Raw genomic sequence first — 18,035 nt, forward strand, 5'->3', positions numbered from 1 at the left:
GGAGTGAGTAATGTTAGATGAAAATGTTTTAATGCCTACAGATAAGCAAACAAGAGGTTTAGCTTTAGAAATATATAATCATATTAAAGAGTTGCCAATCATTAGCCCACATGGACATACAGATCCAGCGTGGTTTGATGAAAATAAGCCTTTTGAAAATCCTGTAGAGCTTTTGATTAAGCCTGATCATTATATTTTCAGAATGTTTTATTCTCAAGGGTTACGACTAGAGGATTTCGGTATAGATCGCAAAGATGGTAAGCAAGTAGAAACTGATCCAAGAAAAATATGGCAAAAAGTTGCAGAAAACTGGTATTTGTTTCGTGGTACTCAAGTTGGCTTATGGTTTGACGCCCAACTAAAAGATGTATTTGGTTTTGATAAACCATTTACTCCAGTAACAGCTGATGAGTTATATGATCACATAGATAATTGCTTAAAGCAGAAAGAATTTTTGCCTAGAGAGATCTGTAAAAAATTTAATATAAAAGCAATTGCTACAACAGATGATGTTGGTGATGATTTACAGCATCATAAAAATATCGCAAAATCTAGTTTTGATTGTAAAATTGTACCAACCTTTAGACCTGATAGTGTTACTAATCCTGAGCTACACCCAGTTCATAAGAACATAAAAAAACTAGCAAAGAAACTAAATACTAAGATAGATACTTATAGTGATTTTCTAAAAGTATTAGCCGAACGAAGAGAGTACTTTAAAGCAAATGGTGCAACAGCTTCAGATCATGGAGTAACTGTGCCAGAGACTTATGATCTTGATAAATCGGAATGTAAAGATTTGTTTAAGAAAATAATTTCAAATACAGCTACTGATACTGAGAGAAGAATTTTTAGTGGTCAAATGCTTACTGAAATGGCAAAAATGGCAACAAATGATGGTCTTGTAATGCAAATTCATGCAGGTGTGTTTAGGAACCATAATCAGTCAATACAGCGTAAGTTTGGTAATGATAAAGGATGTGATATTCCTGTGAAATGTGACTATGTAAATGGTTTACATCCACTTCTTACAAAAATAGGTAATAATCGCAATTTCAAAGTGGTTTTATTTACAATGGATGAAACTGTGTATACCCGTGAGTTAGCACCACTTGCAGGGCATTATCCTAGTGTGTTTCTAGGTCCACCATGGTGGTTTAATGACTCTCCTGAAGGTATGAAAAGATTTCGTCATGCTGTGACAGAGGTTGCTGGATTTTATAATTGCTCTGGGTTTATTGATGATACTAGGGCATTACTTTCTATACCAGTAAGGCATGATATAGCTCGTCGTGTAGATGCTACTTATTTAGCTGAGATGGTTTTAGCAGGTAGATTATCAAAAACAGATGCATTTGAAGTAGCTTATGATTTGACTTATACACAAAATATTAAAGTTTTTAATTTTGATAGATTGCTGGAGACAAAAAATGCAAACTAAAAAGTCTACTAAACTATATGTTTTGGTGATTGTAGCTGTTGCTGCAATTGGAGGACTATTATTTGGTTTTGATACATCTATCATAGCTGGTGCAACACCGTTTATCCAAAAAGAGTTTACTGCACAAAACTGGCAGATTGAAATGGTTGTGAGTTTCTGTGTGTTGGGAGCGTTCTTTGGTGCTATTTTAAGCGGATTTTTTACAGATAGATTCGGTAGAAAGCGTGTAATGATAGCTACAAGTCTGCTTTTTATTATTGGTACCTTAGTTGCAGCATTTGCACCAAATATAGAAATACTAGCATTTGGTAGGTTCTTACTTGGATCAGCAATTGGTGTAGCATCTTATGCTGTACCGTTATTTATAGCAGAAGTGGCTCCAGCGAGTAAAAGAGGTTCTTTAGTGTTGTGGAATGGTGCATTCCTTACTGGGGGGCAGGTTATAGCATTCGGGGTTAACTATTCACTTACAGCAAGTGGTGATTGGCGAATGATGATTGCTACAGGTCTTGTGCCTGCTGTAATGTTATTTGTAGGTATGTGTTTTATGCCTTATTCACCTAAATGGTTATTTTCTAAAGGTAGGAAAGTAGAGGCTCGTGAGACATTAACAAAGATTCGTGAAACAGAGCAAGATGTATCAGAAGAGTTAAATGCTATTCAAGATAACTTGGAGAAATCAACTAAAGCAAAATTTTCTGCTATTTTTAATAAAAAAGTACGACCTGTACTTTATATTGGTTTAGCTTTGGGTATATTTCAGCAGTTTTTTGGTATTAATACAGTTATGTACTATGGTCCTCATATTATGTCTAGTATTGGTTTTGAGGGTGATGAGATGAACATGCTTATGACTTTATCTCTAGGACTTGTAAACTTTGTAGCAACTATTGTAACTATTATGTTTATAGATAAGCTTGGTAGAAGAAGATTCTTGTTAATTGGTTCAGCAATGGCTGCTATAAGCTTATTTTCTATGATTTATCTACTAAAAGATACTTCAAATGGTTCTACAGCAGTTTTAGCTTTGATTTGTCTGTTAGTTTATATTATTGGTTACTGCGTAAGTGTGGGTTCATTATTCTGGTTGATAATTTCAGAAATATTCCCATTAAATGTTCGTGGATCTGCTATGAGTTTTGTAGCATCTATTCAGTGGTTAGCAAATTTTGTAGTAGCAGCAACTTTCTTAAGTATATTGACAACCCTAGGTGTTTCATTCACATTTGGAATATATGCATGTGTAGCCACACTAGCTTTTGTTATTACATACTTTTTTGTGCCAGAAACAAAGGGTGTACATCTTGAAACTATTGAGAATAACCTCAATAGAGGTGTATCAACTAGGCATCTGGGTGTAGAAGATTATCAAATTGTGAAAAGTATTTAAAGGAGTAAAATTATGTCTCAATCAGCAGAAAATTCATTTGGAGAATTTCGTAACTATACAGATAGTAAGTTTCAAGACAGAGTCGAAAGAACTTATAGAGAAATGCATATAAATCAGTCTTTAGAATATGTGAAAAGTATGAAAGAAAAGTACTTTAAGCTAGAGCTTGGTAATATGGATGTCTATGATGTTTTTAAGCTTTTAGAAGATGTACATGATGAGAGTGATCCTGATAATGACTTACCTCAGATAGAGCATGCTTACCAAACTGCAGAAGCCTGCCAGAATAAATTCCTAAAAAGTGATACAGAGATTAGAGATAATGCGATGATTAGAACTTTATTTAGAGAACATGAATGGCAAAGTATTCCAACAGAGTGGCAGAAGTTTTATACAGAGAAAGAAACTCTGGCTAATCTATACTCGCATATAAAAGATTGGTCATGGTTGCCATTAGTGGGCTTTATTCATGATTTAGGTAAGATTATGACTTTGCCTCAATATGGTGAATTACCTCAATGGTCTACAGTAGGAGATACATACCCAGTTGCTTGCCCATTTGCAAAAGCAAATGTCTTTTATGATAGCGGTTTTTATAAAGAAGCTAGTGACTATATTACTTATAATAGTTCTACAGCTACTCACCACGGCTTATATAAAAAAAACTGTGGCTTTGATGATGTACAAATGAGTTTTGGGCATGATGAATATGTTTATAAAGTTTTTGAGCAAGGTAGTGATATTCCTTATGAGGGATTGTATTTGCTTAGGTATCATTCTTTTTATCCATGGCACACACCGCAAAATGGTGGTTTAGCTTATCAAGAGTTAGCTGGTGAAAAGGATTGGTTATTATTGCCATTATTAAAGACTTTCCAGAAAGCAGATCTTTATTCAAAGCTTCCTGAACTTCCACCAAAAGAAGTTTTAGAGGCAAAGTATAAAGGCTTGTTAAATAAATGGGTGTCAAAGGAAAAAATTGATTGGTAATTGTTGTCTTAGTTCTGATAGGAATCATTTTTAATGGAAAATATGATTAAAAAAATAGTAGTAGTATTGATGATATTTTTAATGACTTTTATGACTACATCATGTTCAACTCAATCTGAAACTGCTAAAGGTGCAGAAATTGGAGCTGGCACAGGTGCAGGAGTGGGAGCTATTGGCGGAGCTGGTTTTGGAGCTATTACTGGAGGCATTATAGGAGGAGCCTTAGGGGTTGCATGTACTATTCTAACTTTAGGATTAGGAGTTGTACCATGTATGTCTATAGGTGTTGGTACTGGTGCTGTAGTCGGAGGCGGTACAGGTGCTATAGTCGGAGGCGGTACTGGTGCTGTAGTTGGAGGTGGTACTGGAGCAGCTATTGGGCATTATAATGAAAAACCTGAAAATGCAGCAGATCAATGATTCATTCTATAAATCATTCTCTTTTTTCAAAACTGTGTTTAGTACAGTCGTAGATATGATAGCAAAGTTCTAATTATAAAATTATCAAAGTTAGAGAAATTAGTTTACAATAGATTTTAGGTAGAAGAAATTTTTCTTTGATAATGATAGATAAAAATGGTTATAGAGCTAATGTTGCAATAATCCTAATCAATAAACAAAACAGGGTTTTTTGGGCTAAGCGTCGCAATAGAACTTCTTGGCAGTTCCCTCAAGGAGGAGTATCAAAGGGTGAATCACCACTTCAATCAATGTATAGAGAATTACATGAGGAAATTGGTTTAAGGCCTCATGATGTTGAAGTTATTGGTTCTACCCGTAATTGGATTAAATACGATATTCCAGATAATTTAGTTAGAAACAAAGAACCTATATGTATAGGTCAGAAGCAAAAATGGTTTTTGTTACGCCTTAAAACAGTAGAAAGAAACATAGATTTAGAAGCTACTGATTCGCCAGAGTTTGATAATTGGCGCTGGGTTAACTATTGGTACCCTATAAATCATGTTGTGAATTTTAAACAAGAAGTTTATAGAGAAGCATTAACTTATTTTAAAGATTTTTTATAAGATTAGTATTGGTATTAGTCAGTTAGTCTATGCTCAACAAAAGCTTTTGACCAAAGATAACAAAATGTACCAATATATGCAGATATTAAAATATCTGAAGCGAAATGATCAAGTATTAGTATTCTACTAACACCTACTATAGCAGCAACAATTATTGCAATGACAGTAATCCGTTTATTTTTGAAAAAATTAGCAATTGCTAAAAGTCCAGCAAATGTAAAAGTAGTATGTCCTGATGGCATAGAGTTATAAACACTTTTAAAAGAGAAGAAATGAAAACCAAATTGTTGGTCGAAAAGCCAAAGTTCTGGTCGAGATCTTGCTAATAGTACTTTTAATGTTCCTGCTACAAAGAATGTCACAATTAGAGATAAGGATAATATATATAGGTTTTTAGACTGTTGTTTTTTTATATATTTGTATATACATGCAATTGTAGCCAGTACTATGATAATAGCCCAGATTTTTGGTGAGAACAGGTTTGAAAAAAGAGAAGCAAAAGTATTTATACCTGTACCGAAGAGGTCGCTGCTGTATATAGTATCAGTGACTTTCTTGTCGAGAAAGTTATAGCACAAAGCTGTTAGTACTATAGTTAAAACAGCATAAAAAATAGTTCTTTTAGCAAGCTTGCAATCTATACAGTTCATATTATTATTCAAATATATTTTGTTAGCTGTTAAAGTATATCTTAGCATAAAGAAATTTGAAATATTAATGTTTAAAGATGGTTGGTATCAAAAAGCAAAACATATTAAGAGCTGCAATCATAATTCAAGACCTACAGAATCTGGTATTGATTTGGTAGTTATTCACTGTATCAGTTTGCCAGAAGGAGATTATGAAAATGACAATGTTGAACAGTTCTTTCAAAATAGGTTAGATATTTCTATAGATGATAGTTTAGAAAGTCTGGAGAATGTAAGAGTTTCAGCCCATTTTTATATAAAGCGAAATGGTGAAGTGGTTCAGTTTGTATCTGTTGATGATAGAGCTTGGCATGCTGGTGTGAGTGAATATCATAGCAGACAGGGTTGTAATGATTTTTCAGTAGGAATTGAAATGCAAGGTACAGATAAGGATTTTTATCAGTCAGAACAATATCGAAGCTTAAATATACTTCTTTTAGATATGAAGAAAAACTATCCGTCTATAAAAAACATTACAGGACATGAAGATATTGCTCCTGGAAGAAAGACAGATCCAGGTGTTGGCTTTAATTGGGATAGAGTTAATTTTTAGTCAGCTTTTACTTTTTGAAAAATATAGTTAACCATTGTTACTAAAATGGTATAATCATCTCAATTTTTTAAAAAAGGTTTATTGTATATGCAAGTGCAAAAAGCTCTCGAAATAAATAATCTTAATAAAGTCTACAAAGGTGGCTTTAAAGCCGTTAATGACATTAGTTTCACGGTAAATAAAGGCGATTTTTTTGCTTTACTTGGTCCTAATGGTGCTGGAAAGTCTACTACTTTAGGGATGATATCTTCTCTTGTTAATAAAACTTCAGGTCAGATTAAGATTTTTGGTCATGATATTGATAATGATTTTAATCAGGCTAGAAGACATTTGGGTGTTATGGCTCAAGAGGTTAATCTTAATATATTTGACACACCTATGGATATATTAATAACCCAAGCAGGTTTTTTTGGAATACCTAAAAAAGAATCAAAACCTTATGCTGGAGAGTTGCTAAAAAAAGTTGATTTATACGATAAGAAAGATACACAAGTAAGATTTTTATCTGGAGGAATGAAGAGAAGGTTAATGGTTATAAGAGCTCTTATACATAAGCCAAAACTTCTAATACTAGATGAACCTACTGCGGGTGTAGATGTTGAATTGAGAAATTCTCTTTGGGAAATGATCTCAGGATTTCATAAAGATGGTTTAACAGTTATATTAACTACTCACTACTTAGAAGAGGCAGAGTCTATGTGTAATCGTATAGCTCTTATCCACAAAGGTAAAGTACATGTAAATACCGATATGAAGTCTTTTTTGAAAACAGCAGATAAGCAGACATATATTTTTGATTTAAAGAATCGTTGCAATGAACAGATAACTCTTAAATTTGGTGTTGTAAAGATTATTGATGAAGTTACACTTGAAATAGAGGTTGATGGAGGAGCAGTTTTAAACGATATTTTTGCAGAATTAACCTCAAAATATAATTTAGAAGTTTTAGATGTGCGTACTAAAGCAGCTAAACTTGAAAAGCTGTTTATAGATATAGCTAAAAATAAATAGGTGGAAAAATGAGTCTTAAAGATAATTGGATAATGTATACCACGATTTTTAATCGAGAAAGTAAAAGAATATTTAGAATATGGGCACAAACACTACTACCATCAGTTATAACTATAATACTGTATTTCTTAATATTTGGTAAAGTAGTTGGCTCAAGAATAGGTACGATGGAGGGGGGTATTACTTATATGCAGTATATCACTCCAGGTTTGATAATTATGGCGGTGATCCAAAACTCTTATGGTAATGTTGTAAGTTCATTTTTTGGTTTGAGGTTTAGTAAGGCTATTGAAGAGCTTTTAGTATCTCCAGTTAGTAACCATATAATTATTTTAGGGTATATCTCTGGAGGTATATTTAGAGGATTTATCGTTGGTGTTTTAGTTAGTATCGCAGCTTTCTTTTTAGGAGGTTTCTCTACTATACATGATTTACCATTAGTACTGTTTGGTTTTGTGTTTTGTGGAGCATTGTTTTCTTTAGGTGGCTTGATAAATGCGATATTCTCACAAAAATTTGATGATACAACAATATTCCCAACATTTATTTTGACTCCACTTATATATCTAGGTGGTGTATTTTATGATATAAATAATCTAACAGGCTTCTGGCACTTTATATCATCTTGTAACCCACTTTTTTATATAGTTGATTTTGTTAGATTTGGCTTTATCGGTGTTTCAACCGTAAACCCTTATATAGCATTTGGTGCTATTATTGCATTTACACTAATGCTTTATTATCTTGCGTGGTATCTATTAAGCAGAGGCATTCGCTTAAAACCGTAATATAAACATAAACTCTAATTTTTAAAAAAACTTAATTTATTTATATGCAAAACTCAGAAATTAATTCTAAAATGATAATGCTTGCAACTTTAGCTATGCTTTATGGAGTGCTATCAATTTGTGGGCAAGTTATGGCCTCTAAAACAGTTGTTATATTTGGCATAACTGCATCAGGAGGGGTGTTTTTTATGGCATCGACATTCCCATTAAACTCAGTGATTACACAAAGATATGGCTATAAAATTATGCGTAGCTTGATTCTTGTGACACTAGTTGCACTTGTGATTGTAGCAGCTCTTTTAAGCTTGCTCTCTAATATACAGGTTAACAGCTCTCTTACAGAAGCCTACAGAAAAGTATTTGGCATTACAGAGCTTAGAATAGCATTAGCTTCTTTTATGTCGTATTTATTAAGTGAAAACACAACAAGCTTTTGTACAAGTCTTTTTAAAAAAACTAAGCTTAATCTAGCCGTTCAAATATTTTCTGCTGCGGTAATGGGAATACTTATAGATTCAATTATTTTTACGCATTTAGCTTTTGTGGGAATGTTTCCATACGGTATAGTTCTTGAGCTAGTATTATCTTTAATAATTATCAAGACATTAGTAACTCTATTAGTTTCTATATTTTTTGGAATATTTATTAAGAAAGATATTTAGCTAAAAGGCCTTAAGTAATCAAAAAATGATTCATTCAAATTTATTTTTCACAAATGTTATAATAACAACTTTAGAGAATTAGTGTTTCTGTATAATATTTATTGCAGATAGTTTTGTAAACACCTTATTTTAACTAGAGTTGATATGAAAAAAAATAATTATATAATAAAACTGCTATTTTGTTTCTTGGTGGTTTTTTGTTCATTTACATCAATTTATGCAAGTGACTTCTCTATACAACAATATATAAAACAAACAGCTGAAGTCATGAGAACCAGCTCAAAATTAGAGACCTATGTTCAAAATAGTTATGAACAAAAAAACTTATCTGATGAGAAGTTATCAGATTATAAGGTCAAACTCCTTGAACAATATGATAAATTAACATCAATAGAAAATGCTCTTGAAACTAAAATTAAGCAGACAAAAGACAGTCTTAGAGAATATATCTCTTTAGATTCTGATAAAAATAAAGGCAGCTTTGAGCTAAGTGATAATTTCCTTTATAAAGTTGTTGCTGGAAATAAACCATCAAAAGAAAACCACCATACAGAACAAAACTATAAAGATATTGATTTTGATTCGAATATAATCCAGAAAAGGTATCAGTATCTTGTTGAAAGCTATCTTGAAACAAAGCAAGCATTATCTTATGTTGGAGATGTTAAGAAGACCTTGAGTAAAGATCTTAAATTAATTTTAGATACTAGAATAAAGATTCGGAATAGAGATTTCTTTACGAAAGGAGCATTCCTTGGTCATTATAGTTCATGGGAAAAAGGGCTTAGTCAGATAGAGTATAAAATAAGCTTTATATCTCTTTTAAAATATTTATTTTCGATAGCGTTAGTTTTTGTTATTTATAAGGTTTGCTCTATAGCTTTTTATATCAGTCTTAAATTAGTTCGTTTAAAATTTAGTCGTTATCGAGTTATTATTAGTAGCTTAAGCTTTTTCTTGAGAGTTTTTTGGAATGTTTTAATTGCAACAGTTTTGGTACTGATTCTTGGGAAACTTTTTGAGTATCATAGGATAGAAGAGTTTTTTGCGGCATATACAATATGTGTTTACTTTATTTTACAGAATAGTTTGGTTATTTTCTTAAGATTTTTGAAAGTTTCACCAGGAAATAGAGTGCAAATTTGGCTCAAAAGTTATGTATTTATACTAATGCTTTTAATCTTTCTGCAAGGAGTGAATTTCTTTTCGGCAGTGACTATAATTCAGCCTGTATTTGGACTTTATGGAAATATAGTTGTTACTTTCATTATTTCAATAATGCAATTATTTATAGCTTATATTATATATTTCCAGCTTGGAAAGCTCACGCATAGAAATAAAAAACTTAATATATTAAGAATGGCATTAATCATATTTTCATTGATTTATTGTGTACTAACATTTATGGGGTTAAATAGCTTAGCAACGTTATTGATGGTTAATTTCTTGCAAATATTTGTTGTAGCTATAATTTCTCATTCTATGTATAGTGTCATAGTAATGCTTTTGCATTATATTGCTTCAAAAACTCTTCATAATAAAGGAAGTCAAACCTCATTAATAAACCGTTTAAAAAATCAAGAAAAAGAAACTTTACCAGAATATTGGGTAAGGACTATAATCAAGATGGTTTTTATAGTTATCGCGATAGTTATTTCTTTAGTAATACTAGGAATTCCATATCAAGAAATTAGAGATTTTTTCTATACAATATTTTTTACTGGTATTCGAGTTGGTGGAACGAATTATTTTGCTATTGCGGCATTGTTAAAGTCTTTATTGGTGATTCTTATAGGATTATCACTTTCAAAAGTAGTGGAACGAGTTTTTGCTAAAAATATTCTTCCGTATACAATGATGGGCAAAGGCACCCAAAAAGCAATTTCTACAGCTGTGTGGTATATAGGTTTATTTTTATCTATTATCTTTTTCATAGCATCAATGGGGATAAGTGGAACAGCATTAGCATTTATAGTTAGTGGCTTGTCTGTAGGTGTAGGTTTTGCTTTACAAGATCTTATGAAAAACTTTTTTGCTGGATTTATGATGTTAGTTGAGCGACCAATTAGAATAGGTGACTATGTTATGCTTGATGGTATATTAAATGAGGTAAAAAAAATACGCTTGAGATCAACAATAGTTCAAGATTTTAATCTAAATACTATCGTAGTGCCTAATAGTCAATTTATGAATAGCTCCATAAAGAATGAGACATATAATCCACTTTCTCGGATGAATCTCAAAATTAGTGTTAATTTGAATCAAGATGTAGAGCAGATATTTGAATTACTAATGTCTATTACTAAAACATACAAGGGTATAGTGAATTATCCAGAACCTTTTGTTATATTTGAAGGATATAGTGAGTATACATTAGATTTTACATTAAGAGCGTATTGCTTAAGAGTAGATAGGTTAGTTATTGAGAGCAATTTAAGACAAGCTATTGTGAAAGAGTTTGAAAGACTAGGCATTGAAATTCCAATCAATACGAGTAAAGTTATATTAGAAAAATGATTTCTAAGTTTATTTGGTATTTTCTTTTGAATAAACTTTTCTAACAATATATAAAGGTCTTTGTTTTGTTTCTATGAAAATTCTACCAATGTAGCTGCCAAGCATGCCAATACCTATCATTTGTAATCCACTGAAAAATAAGATAAATGTTATCAATGATGGGTAACCTGGTAAATCAGCACCAAAGAGAATGGTCTTTAATATAAACCATGATCCATAAACAAACCCACTTAGTGCAATAAGTACACCTAGGTAAGACCATATCTCAAGAGGAGTTTTACTAAAGCTTGTAATACCATCGATAGAGAATTTAAAAAGTTTCCAGTAGTTCCATTTTGTTTGGCCAGCGGCTCTTTCCTCACGAGCATGATATAGAGTTTTTTCTTTGAAACCTATCCAACTAAGCAGCCCTTTATTGAAACGAACTTTTTCTTTGAGTTCTAAAAAGGCATTTATAGCAGCTCTATTAAGCAGTCTGTAATCACCAGCATTAGGCGTAAGTTTAGTATCGCTTATACTATTCATCAGCTTATAAAAAAGTCCGGCAGATTTTCTTTTGGTTTTAGTGTCAGAATCCCTATTTTCTCTAACAGCAGTAACAACTTCATAGCCTTCTTGCCAGTATTTAACCATATCAAGAATAAGTTCTGGAGGATCTTGTAAGTCAGCATCAATGGAAATAGCAGCATCACCATTACAGTTAGCAAATCCAGCATATAAAGCTGACTCTTTACCAAAATTTCTAGAGAGATCAACTATTCTGATCTGAGGAATCTGTTGCTGTTTTTCTAAAAGTAAATCAAGAGTATTATCAGTACTACCATCATTAACAAAAACAAGCTCATAATTAACTGGTAGTTTTTCTAAAACTATATTTAAGCGATCAAATAGATAGTCAACACCTTCAGACTCATCTTTAACGGGAATTATTATGCTTACCATTTCATTTTTATTCATAGTATTTGTTATTTTACCTCTATATAGAAGATACTTTAGCCTTTTCATCATAAAAAATCCATAAAAGAATATTACTTTAGTAATTTATGATTTGTTATAATTATTATTAGGTGGGTTCTAAAAAAGTACAGATGTCGTTTGCATATAACAAAGTCGCTATTATAGGTAAGCACTATAATAAAGAAATAAGTGAATCAGTAGTTGCTGTATATAAGATTTTATACAAGCTTGGTATAGAGGCTTGTGTGGAGACTGTATCAGCAGGTGATTTGACTATAAAGAATCTAAAAACTAAAACATTACATGAAATTGCAGCAGATTGTGATCTGGCGATAATAGTTGGTGGTGATGGAAATTTTTTACAAGCTTCAAGAGTTTTAGCTTTGTATAGTGATATCGATATAGTTGGTGTAAATAAGGGTAAACTAGGATTTTTAACAACAATAAGTCCCGATAGAAGAGTTCTTAAGAAGTCATTGCTATCTATATTAAATGGCGAAAGTGTTCAATCATCAATGTCTATGTTGAAATGTAAGGTAGATGATAAAACTCGTTATCCTCTTGAAAAATCAATAGCTCTTAATGAAATCGCAATAACATCATCTCGAGGTTTGATGTTTGGCTTAACAGTGTATATTAATGGTCAGTACGCTTTTGATCAACGTGGTGATGGGCTTATAATATCAACACCAACAGGTTCAACAGCTCATGCTATGTCAGCAGGAGGCCCAATTTTATGTCGAAATCATGATAGTATGGTTTTAGTTCCTATTTGTTCTCATTCTTTAAATAGTAGACCTTTAGTTATTTCTGATAGTAGTGTTATAGACATTTATATCACAGAATATAATAATCCTGAGCCGGTACTTAGTATAGATGGTCGACATGATACAATTCTTAATGCACATCAAAAAATAACAATTAGAAAAGCACAAAAGAGCGTAAAAATACTTCACTTAGAAGATTATAACTATTATGCGACGCTTAGAGAAAAGTTGGGCTGGGGTAAGGTGTTATTTTAGAAGAAGTGTTCAACTAAGATTATTATTACAAATCCGGTTATAAATATTGCCGATACAAACTCAATTTTTTTAATATTCCTAAAAAATAACTGTCGTAATTTATTATTACCAAAAAATATTGCTACAGTACAAAACCACATGAGCGTTGTAATTCCAATAGCTAGCCATATAGCTACTTTACCAAAACTAGGCAACTCTTCAACCAAGCTAAGCATTGAGCTAAAAAATACCATAACCTTAGGGTTAGCTAGATTTGTGAAAACTCCCTTAACATATAGTTGTATGTTTGTTGGTTTCTCAAAAGATTTTATATTTTTTATATGTTCACTTGCATTAGGATTTAGTTCAGGAGTAGATGTAAATATATCTTTGTATAAGTTAAAAGCAATATAAGCTAGATATGCTACACCGGCTAGTATCAGTATATTAAATAATTGAGGTTCTTTATATAGCAAAAACGAGCCACACCAATAGACTATTAGTGTGTTTATAAGTATTCCACTAGATACACCAAAAGCGGTAGTAAGTCCTTCTTTATAGCCAAATTTTACTGAATTACTTATCGTTATAAAAAAATCTGGCCCTGGTAAGATAAGACAACTTACTTGCAAAACAAGGATTGTTAGAAAGATTAGCACTGTTAGACTCTTATTTTTTGTCTAGTTGATATAGAATAGTAGTAATAAATAAGCCATAAATCTACAAAAATGTCAGAAAACGAACAAGAAAACTTGAGACAGATAAAAAGTTTCGTACAAAGAGCCGGTAGAGTTACCAAAAAACAACAACAAGCATTAGATAATTATGCAGATAAACATGCTATCAAATACTCTGAAAAAAAGTTAAATTTTAATGAGCTTTTTGGTAATACTAACCCTGTAATTTTAGAGATAGGTTTTGGAATGGGTGGCTCCCTTGTACAGATGGCTTTAGAAAGCCCTGAGAAAAACTATTTTGGTGTCGAAGTACATCAAGCAGGTGTTGGTAATATTTTATATGAAATCGAACATCAAAATATTAATAATCTAAAAATTATGAGTTATGATGCTGTTGAAATATTAACCAAAATGATTGATGATGGAACTCTAAGTGGGGTTCAAATATATTTCCCTGACCCTTGGCATAAAAAGAAACATAATAAACGCCGACTTGTAAATCAGGATAACTTGGATTTATTTGCTAAGAAGCTTAAAAAAGGTGGAGTACTTCATTATGCGAGTGACTGGTTGCCATATGCTGAAGATGTTCTTGATTTGTTAGAAAAAGATAAGAATTATCAAAACCTACATAATGGTTATGCACCTCGTCCAGAATGGCGACCGCTAACTAAGTTTGAGAAAAGAGGGCAAAACTTAGGTCATACAATTTCAGATATACTTTTTGAGAAAGTTTAAGGTTAAAAATGAACATAGCTAGATATAAGAAAGGCTTTATAAATACAAATGAATATAGCAGTAAGCTTCACTCGGGAAATATCTATTGTTTAGATTGTGGTAAAGCAAAAGTTAAAATAATTAGAAAGGCAAATCAAGGATCATTTTTTGAAGTTATTAAGGATGAAGATAATCTACATGATGATGCTTGCCCAAGAGTAGCTAAGTTAGTAGATGAAGCAAGAATTAAAGAGCTACTTAATAGTGATTCTAAAAAAGATATGAGCAAGATAAACTTTCTTGTAAATAAAAATCTTGAGAAGACTATAAATTTACTAACAAAGTTAGAAGTTGGAGGTGAGCTAAGAGATGATGAGACTCTTGAGCTAATGCCACAAAAAAAACAACACTTAGCTGATAATAGAATTAAAGAATATGCGAAACAAGACATTGCAACGATAAATGCTCTTGAATTAACAGAAGAAAATGCAGCTAGCTTAAATGGTAAGTATAGACTTGTATATGGTATCTCTGGTATATCTAAATCTCTTGTAGGAGATAGTGTAAAAATGCTTTTTAAGGTTAATCAAGATGCAAGGTTTTCTATATTTATAGCACCAAATCAAGTGCAATATTTGGGTTTTGATAAAAGTAAAATCGCTAAGTTTGCTGTGTTTGGTAGAATTAAAAAAACTGGTAAGTTTACAAATATAGAGATTCGTTCTACAAGAGATATGGTTATAGTTGATTAGTTTTCCTTAACAATATACTTATTTAATCCTTCAAAAAATCACTATTTTCACCTACATATCAAGATATACTTTTAGTATTGTTAACTATAGATACTATAGATAGGTGTTTAAGTCTAGTAAATAAGCTTGAGTTAAATAAATTAGTATAGATTCTTGATTCCAAATAAAAATATAGAGAAGATTTGAATAATAAAAAAGTATCTATTTTGTATCCTTATGATACTGATAAGAGTAGTCTTATCAAAACATTGAAAAACAAAACTCTCAATACATAGATTGTAATTTGAAATGCACCAACTGTTTAGTTTCTAATTAAACGCTTAGTTAGGAACTAGCTAATCATGTTGTTTAACAAGTTAACATATCTTTCCAATTGCAATGCTACTCTAAGGTGTTTTTAACTGTTTGTATTTAAGTCTTTCAAAGACATTGCTTTAATAAAAATTATACCGTACAATTAAAGATGTATTTAAAATGCATCTTTAAACAACAGGAGTAACTATGAAAAAAACACTTTATGAAAAATTGGGCGGTCAAGTGGCAGTTGATGCAGCAGTAGATATTTTTTATCGCAAAGTATTGCTTGATGAGAGAGTTAACTTTTTTTTTGATGATGTTGATATGGACAAACAGATTCCAAAGCAAAAATCCTTTCTAACTATGGTTTTCGGTGGCCCTAATAGCTATACAGGCAAAGACATGCGTCAAGGCCACAAGCATCTAGTAGCTCGTGGATTGAACGATACTCATGTTGATATTATTATAGAACATCTAGGTGCTACATTAAGTGAGCTTGGTGTAGGTGATGAAGATATCCAACAAGTGGCTAATATAGCTAATAGTGTTAGGGATGATGTATTAGATAGGTGATTTAATTATGGTTTTTTATTATGAGGGCCAAGCCTATAAACTTCAAAATGATGAAACAGTATTAGATTGTTTATTAAGAAATAATGTTTCATATAATCATTCTTGTAAATCTGGCATATGCCAATCTTGTATTGCAAAAATTTCGATTGGTGATATCAATTCTCTATGGCAAAAAGGCTTAAAAGAAACGCTTCAATCACAAGGTTATTTCTTACCATGTATTGCTAAGCTAGAATCTAGCATCACATTTAGTACTTCTGAAAATGATGTTATTGAAACTACAGCTACAATCAAAGAATTAGACTATCTAAATTACAATGTTATGAGCGTGAAGCTTATTGTCGATGATTTTTCGGCTTGGATAGCTGGGCAATATATTAATTTAATAAATAATGATGGAGATGCTAGGAGTTACTCTATTGCGAATATTCCTTACAGTGATAATTATATAGAGTTACATATAAAAATTATAGATAATGGCAAGATTGGCAATTGGCTAAAGAATGATGCTAAAGTTAACTCTACTGTAAAGTTAAGAGGCCCTAGTGGTGATTGTTTTTATTATAATCCAAAAAAAGAAAGCTATCCGTTACTATTAGCTGGCACAGGTACAGGGTTAGCCCCATTGATAGGTATTGTAAAAGATGCAATCAAACAAAATCATCAAGGTGAAATGATAATAATACATGGTGGTTGTAGTAACCAAGATCTTTACTATAATGATCAACTACAAGCTTTTGCTAAAGCTTATTCAAACATAGAATACTACTCTAGTGTGTTGGATGACAAAGATAGCAGGACTATAGATAAAATTTTTCTACAGCATGCCGCTAAATATAAAACAGCAAAAGCATATGTATGTGGGCCTGTAGAAATTACGAAGAAACTAAAAACCGCAGCATTTTTAGCAGGGATAGCTTCCAATAATATTTATAGTGATGCCTTTATTTACTAAAACAAATAAATTAGATTACAGGAGTTAATATGAGCATTAAACATCGAGCAGCAAAAAAATAAGTGATAAGGTCGCTTATGGTTTAGTTAAATTTTTAGGCTTTTTGCAGATACCTTTTTCAGAAAATGCTACGGCTCGTGCTATTGTTTTGGGAACTGTTGTATCTATATCAGATATGATTGGAGCAGCTAACTTTCACGTTAAATGCCTTAGAAAAATTAAAAATGATGAAAGCTGGATTAGAACGTTACTTAATGAAGCTGAAAATGAACGTATACATTTGATGACATTTATTCATATTGCCCAACCAAACTGGTTTGAGCGCTTTATTATATTTGTTGGTTATCTAGAAGAAGCTGTTATTAGTTATCAACATTACTTAGATGAAATTGATGCCGGCAGAATAGAGAATGTCCCAGCACCTCAGATAGCTACAGATTATTGGAGTTCACCTGAAACAGCAAGATTAAGAGATGTTGTTATTGTAGTAAAAGCAGATGAAGAAGAACATAGAGATGTAAATCATGATTTAGCTGATAGAATAGATAGAAAGGAAAAAATTATATCTTAATCGGAGTAACTATAAATGCAATTAAACCGTCAAACTGACTATGCACTAAGAGTACTGATATTTCTTACCCTTAAGTCTCATGATGATTTAGTAAAGTTAGATGAAATCTCAAAAAAATTTAATATCGTAAGAAATCATTTAACTAAAATAATTGCAAAATTAGCTAAGCTCCAATACATCATCACTCAAAGAGGTAATGGTGGTGGAATAAAGGTTCATCCTAATGCACTGGAATTAAATTTGTTCGAGATTATGAGTAAATTTGAATCATCATTCAAATCTATTGATTGTACTGGGATCAATTGCCCAATTGCAGGCATGTGTAAACTCGAAGCTATTTTAGCTGAAGCATCTGGTGCTTATACATCGGTATTACAAAAATATAAGCTAAAAGATGTATTGCCATCTAACAACAATGAACAGAGAATCATTTTTAAAAGTTTAGACTTAATTTGAAACAGAGGTT

Annotated in this window: 20 protein-coding genes; 17 read left to right on the forward strand and 3 right to left on the reverse strand. The window is 31.7% G+C overall.

The window, feature by feature from the left end; genetic code table 11:
- The first annotated feature begins 10 nt into the window (after positions 1-10).
- The 5 genes from uxaC to CDH04_RS02180 all read left to right on the forward strand — a co-directional run bounded on the left by uxaC (position 11) and on the right by CDH04_RS02180 (position 4,849).
- Positions 11-1,441, forward strand: coding sequence for a glucuronate isomerase (gene uxaC / locus CDH04_RS02160; RefSeq protein ID WP_112869464.1), 1,431 nt, complete (start codon positions 11-13; stop codon positions 1,439-1,441).
- The gene (locus tag CDH04_RS02165; RefSeq protein ID WP_112869465.1) at positions 1,431-2,831 is read left to right on the forward strand and encodes a sugar porter family MFS transporter; all 1,401 of its coding nucleotides are present in this window, start codon (positions 1,431-1,433) and stop codon (positions 2,829-2,831) included. Before uxaC ends, CDH04_RS02165 begins: the two co-directional genes overlap by 11 nt.
- Before the next feature lie 12 nt (positions 2,832-2,843).
- Positions 2,844-3,821, forward strand: coding sequence for an inositol oxygenase family protein (locus CDH04_RS02170; RefSeq protein WP_112869466.1), 978 nt, complete (start codon positions 2,844-2,846; stop codon positions 3,819-3,821).
- Positions 3,822-3,854: 33 nt separating this feature from the next.
- A complete protein-coding gene (locus CDH04_RS02175; RefSeq protein WP_112869467.1) occupies positions 3,855-4,241 on the forward strand; it encodes a hypothetical protein in 387 nt (128 codons plus the stop codon).
- A gap of 143 nt (positions 4,242-4,384) precedes the next feature.
- Positions 4,385-4,849: an RNA pyrophosphohydrolase gene (locus CDH04_RS02180; protein WP_112869468.1), complete on the forward strand. Its 465-nt coding sequence runs from the start codon at positions 4,385-4,387 to the stop codon at positions 4,847-4,849.
- 14 nt (positions 4,850-4,863) lie between these two features.
- Here CDH04_RS02180 and CDH04_RS02185 read toward each other — a convergent pair whose 3' ends face one another.
- On the reverse strand, positions 4,864-5,499 hold the full coding sequence (locus tag CDH04_RS02185; protein WP_112870865.1) for a phosphatase PAP2 family protein: 636 nt from the start codon (positions 5,497-5,499) through the stop codon (positions 4,864-4,866).
- A 67-nt stretch (positions 5,500-5,566) separates the two neighbouring features.
- On the opposite strand from CDH04_RS02185, the gene ampD reads away from it, so the two are divergent.
- The 5 genes from ampD (at position 5,567) to CDH04_RS02210 (ending at position 11,069) form a co-directional block, all read left to right on the forward strand.
- Positions 5,567-6,091, forward strand: coding sequence for a 1,6-anhydro-N-acetylmuramyl-L-alanine amidase AmpD (ampD, locus tag CDH04_RS02190; RefSeq protein WP_112869469.1), 525 nt, complete (start codon positions 5,567-5,569; stop codon positions 6,089-6,091).
- 87 nt (positions 6,092-6,178) lie between these two features.
- The gene (locus CDH04_RS02195) at positions 6,179-7,102 is read left to right on the forward strand and encodes an ABC transporter ATP-binding protein (protein WP_112869470.1); all 924 of its coding nucleotides are present in this window, start codon (positions 6,179-6,181) and stop codon (positions 7,100-7,102) included.
- Positions 7,103-7,110: 8 nt separating this feature from the next.
- On the forward strand, positions 7,111-7,890 hold the full coding sequence (locus CDH04_RS02200) for an ABC transporter permease (protein WP_112869471.1): 780 nt from the start codon (positions 7,111-7,113) through the stop codon (positions 7,888-7,890).
- A 44-nt stretch (positions 7,891-7,934) separates the two neighbouring features.
- The gene (locus tag CDH04_RS02205) at positions 7,935-8,552 is read left to right on the forward strand and encodes a queuosine precursor transporter (RefSeq protein ID WP_112869472.1); all 618 of its coding nucleotides are present in this window, start codon (positions 7,935-7,937) and stop codon (positions 8,550-8,552) included.
- Between the two features lie 144 nt (positions 8,553-8,696).
- Positions 8,697-11,069: a mechanosensitive ion channel domain-containing protein gene (locus tag CDH04_RS02210; protein WP_112869473.1), complete on the forward strand. Its 2,373-nt coding sequence runs from the start codon at positions 8,697-8,699 to the stop codon at positions 11,067-11,069.
- Between the two features lie 9 nt (positions 11,070-11,078).
- Here CDH04_RS02210 and CDH04_RS02215 read toward each other — a convergent pair whose 3' ends face one another.
- Positions 11,079-12,026, reverse strand: coding sequence for a glycosyltransferase family 2 protein (locus CDH04_RS02215; RefSeq protein ID WP_112870866.1), 948 nt, complete (start codon positions 12,024-12,026; stop codon positions 11,079-11,081).
- A 131-nt stretch (positions 12,027-12,157) separates the two neighbouring features.
- Between CDH04_RS02215 and CDH04_RS02220 the strand changes: the two genes are divergently transcribed.
- Positions 12,158-13,048 carry an NAD(+)/NADH kinase gene (locus tag CDH04_RS02220; RefSeq protein WP_112869474.1) on the forward strand — a complete coding sequence of 297 codons (891 nt, stop codon included), beginning with the start codon at positions 12,158-12,160 and terminating at the stop codon, positions 13,046-13,048.
- Here the strand turns inward: CDH04_RS02220 and CDH04_RS02225 are convergent.
- Complete coding sequence (locus tag CDH04_RS02225) at positions 13,045-13,686, reverse strand: LysE family translocator (protein WP_112869475.1); 642 nt, start codon at positions 13,684-13,686, stop codon at positions 13,045-13,047. The genes CDH04_RS02220 and CDH04_RS02225 overlap by 4 nt on opposite strands.
- 69 nt (positions 13,687-13,755) lie before the next feature.
- On the opposite strand from CDH04_RS02225, the gene trmB reads away from it, so the two are divergent.
- The 6 genes from trmB (at position 13,756) to CDH04_RS02255 (ending at position 18,025) form a co-directional block, all read left to right on the forward strand.
- On the forward strand, positions 13,756-14,442 hold the full coding sequence (gene trmB / locus CDH04_RS02230; protein ID WP_112869476.1) for a tRNA (guanosine(46)-N7)-methyltransferase TrmB: 687 nt from the start codon (positions 13,756-13,758) through the stop codon (positions 14,440-14,442).
- 8 nt (positions 14,443-14,450) lie between these two features.
- On the forward strand, positions 14,451-15,173 hold the full coding sequence (locus CDH04_RS02235) for a hypothetical protein (RefSeq protein ID WP_112869477.1): 723 nt from the start codon (positions 14,451-14,453) through the stop codon (positions 15,171-15,173).
- A 501-nt stretch (positions 15,174-15,674) separates the two neighbouring features.
- Positions 15,675-16,043, forward strand: a complete 369-nt coding sequence (locus CDH04_RS02240; RefSeq protein ID WP_112869478.1) for a group I truncated hemoglobin — start codon at positions 15,675-15,677, stop codon at positions 16,041-16,043.
- A 7-nt stretch (positions 16,044-16,050) separates the two neighbouring features.
- Complete coding sequence (locus tag CDH04_RS02245; RefSeq protein WP_112869479.1) at positions 16,051-16,998, forward strand: FAD-binding oxidoreductase; 948 nt, start codon at positions 16,051-16,053, stop codon at positions 16,996-16,998.
- Between the two features lie 58 nt (positions 16,999-17,056).
- The gene (locus CDH04_RS02250) at positions 17,057-17,569 is read left to right on the forward strand and encodes an alternative oxidase (RefSeq protein WP_200164552.1); all 513 of its coding nucleotides are present in this window, start codon (positions 17,057-17,059) and stop codon (positions 17,567-17,569) included.
- Positions 17,570-17,584: 15 nt separating this feature from the next.
- Entirely contained in the window at positions 17,585-18,025 is a 441-nt protein-coding gene (locus tag CDH04_RS02255) for an RrF2 family transcriptional regulator (protein WP_112869480.1), read from the forward strand.
- Positions 18,026-18,035 lie beyond the last annotated feature (10 nt).

The sequence above is a fragment of the Francisella adeliensis genome, assembly GCF_003290445.1.
GTDB classification, from domain to species: Bacteria; Pseudomonadota; Gammaproteobacteria; order Francisellales; family Francisellaceae; genus Francisella; species Francisella adeliensis.

Bases quoted from the DNA above. Each gene is read 5' to 3' on its own strand.
- CDH04_RS02240 (WP_112869478.1), top strand. From the start codon at position 15,675: ATGAAAAAAACACTTTATGAAAAATTGGGCGGTCAAGTGGCAGTTGAT.
- CDH04_RS02210 (WP_112869473.1), top strand. From the start codon at position 8,697: ATGAAAAAAAATAATTATATAATAAAACTGCTATTTTGTTTCTTGGTG.
- trmB (WP_112869476.1), top strand. From the start codon at position 13,756: ATGTCAGAAAACGAACAAGAAAACTTGAGACAGATAAAAAGTTTCGTA.
- CDH04_RS02195 (WP_112869470.1), top strand. From the start codon at position 6,179: ATGCAAGTGCAAAAAGCTCTCGAAATAAATAATCTTAATAAAGTCTAC.
- CDH04_RS02205 (WP_112869472.1), top strand. From the start codon at position 7,935: ATGCAAAACTCAGAAATTAATTCTAAAATGATAATGCTTGCAACTTTA.
- CDH04_RS02180 (WP_112869468.1), top strand. From the start codon at position 4,385: ATGATAGATAAAAATGGTTATAGAGCTAATGTTGCAATAATCCTAATC.
- uxaC (WP_112869464.1), top strand. From the start codon at position 11: ATGTTAGATGAAAATGTTTTAATGCCTACAGATAAGCAAACAAGAGGT.
- CDH04_RS02255 (WP_112869480.1), top strand. From the start codon at position 17,585: ATGCAATTAAACCGTCAAACTGACTATGCACTAAGAGTACTGATATTT.
- CDH04_RS02215 (WP_112870866.1), bottom strand. From the start codon at position 12,026: ATGAATAAAAATGAAATGGTAAGCATAATAATTCCCGTTAAAGATGAG.
- CDH04_RS02170 (WP_112869466.1), top strand. From the start codon at position 2,844: ATGTCTCAATCAGCAGAAAATTCATTTGGAGAATTTCGTAACTATACA.
- CDH04_RS02200 (WP_112869471.1), top strand. From the start codon at position 7,111: ATGAGTCTTAAAGATAATTGGATAATGTATACCACGATTTTTAATCGA.
- CDH04_RS02175 (WP_112869467.1), top strand. From the start codon at position 3,855: ATGGAAAATATGATTAAAAAAATAGTAGTAGTATTGATGATATTTTTA.
- ampD (WP_112869469.1), top strand. From the start codon at position 5,567: ATGTTTAAAGATGGTTGGTATCAAAAAGCAAAACATATTAAGAGCTGC.
- CDH04_RS02235 (WP_112869477.1), top strand. From the start codon at position 14,451: ATGAACATAGCTAGATATAAGAAAGGCTTTATAAATACAAATGAATAT.
- CDH04_RS02185 (WP_112870865.1), bottom strand. From the start codon at position 5,499: ATGAACTGTATAGATTGCAAGCTTGCTAAAAGAACTATTTTTTATGCT.
- CDH04_RS02220 (WP_112869474.1), top strand. From the start codon at position 12,158: ATGTCGTTTGCATATAACAAAGTCGCTATTATAGGTAAGCACTATAAT.
- CDH04_RS02245 (WP_112869479.1), top strand. From the start codon at position 16,051: ATGGTTTTTTATTATGAGGGCCAAGCCTATAAACTTCAAAATGATGAA.
- CDH04_RS02165 (WP_112869465.1), top strand. From the start codon at position 1,431: ATGCAAACTAAAAAGTCTACTAAACTATATGTTTTGGTGATTGTAGCT.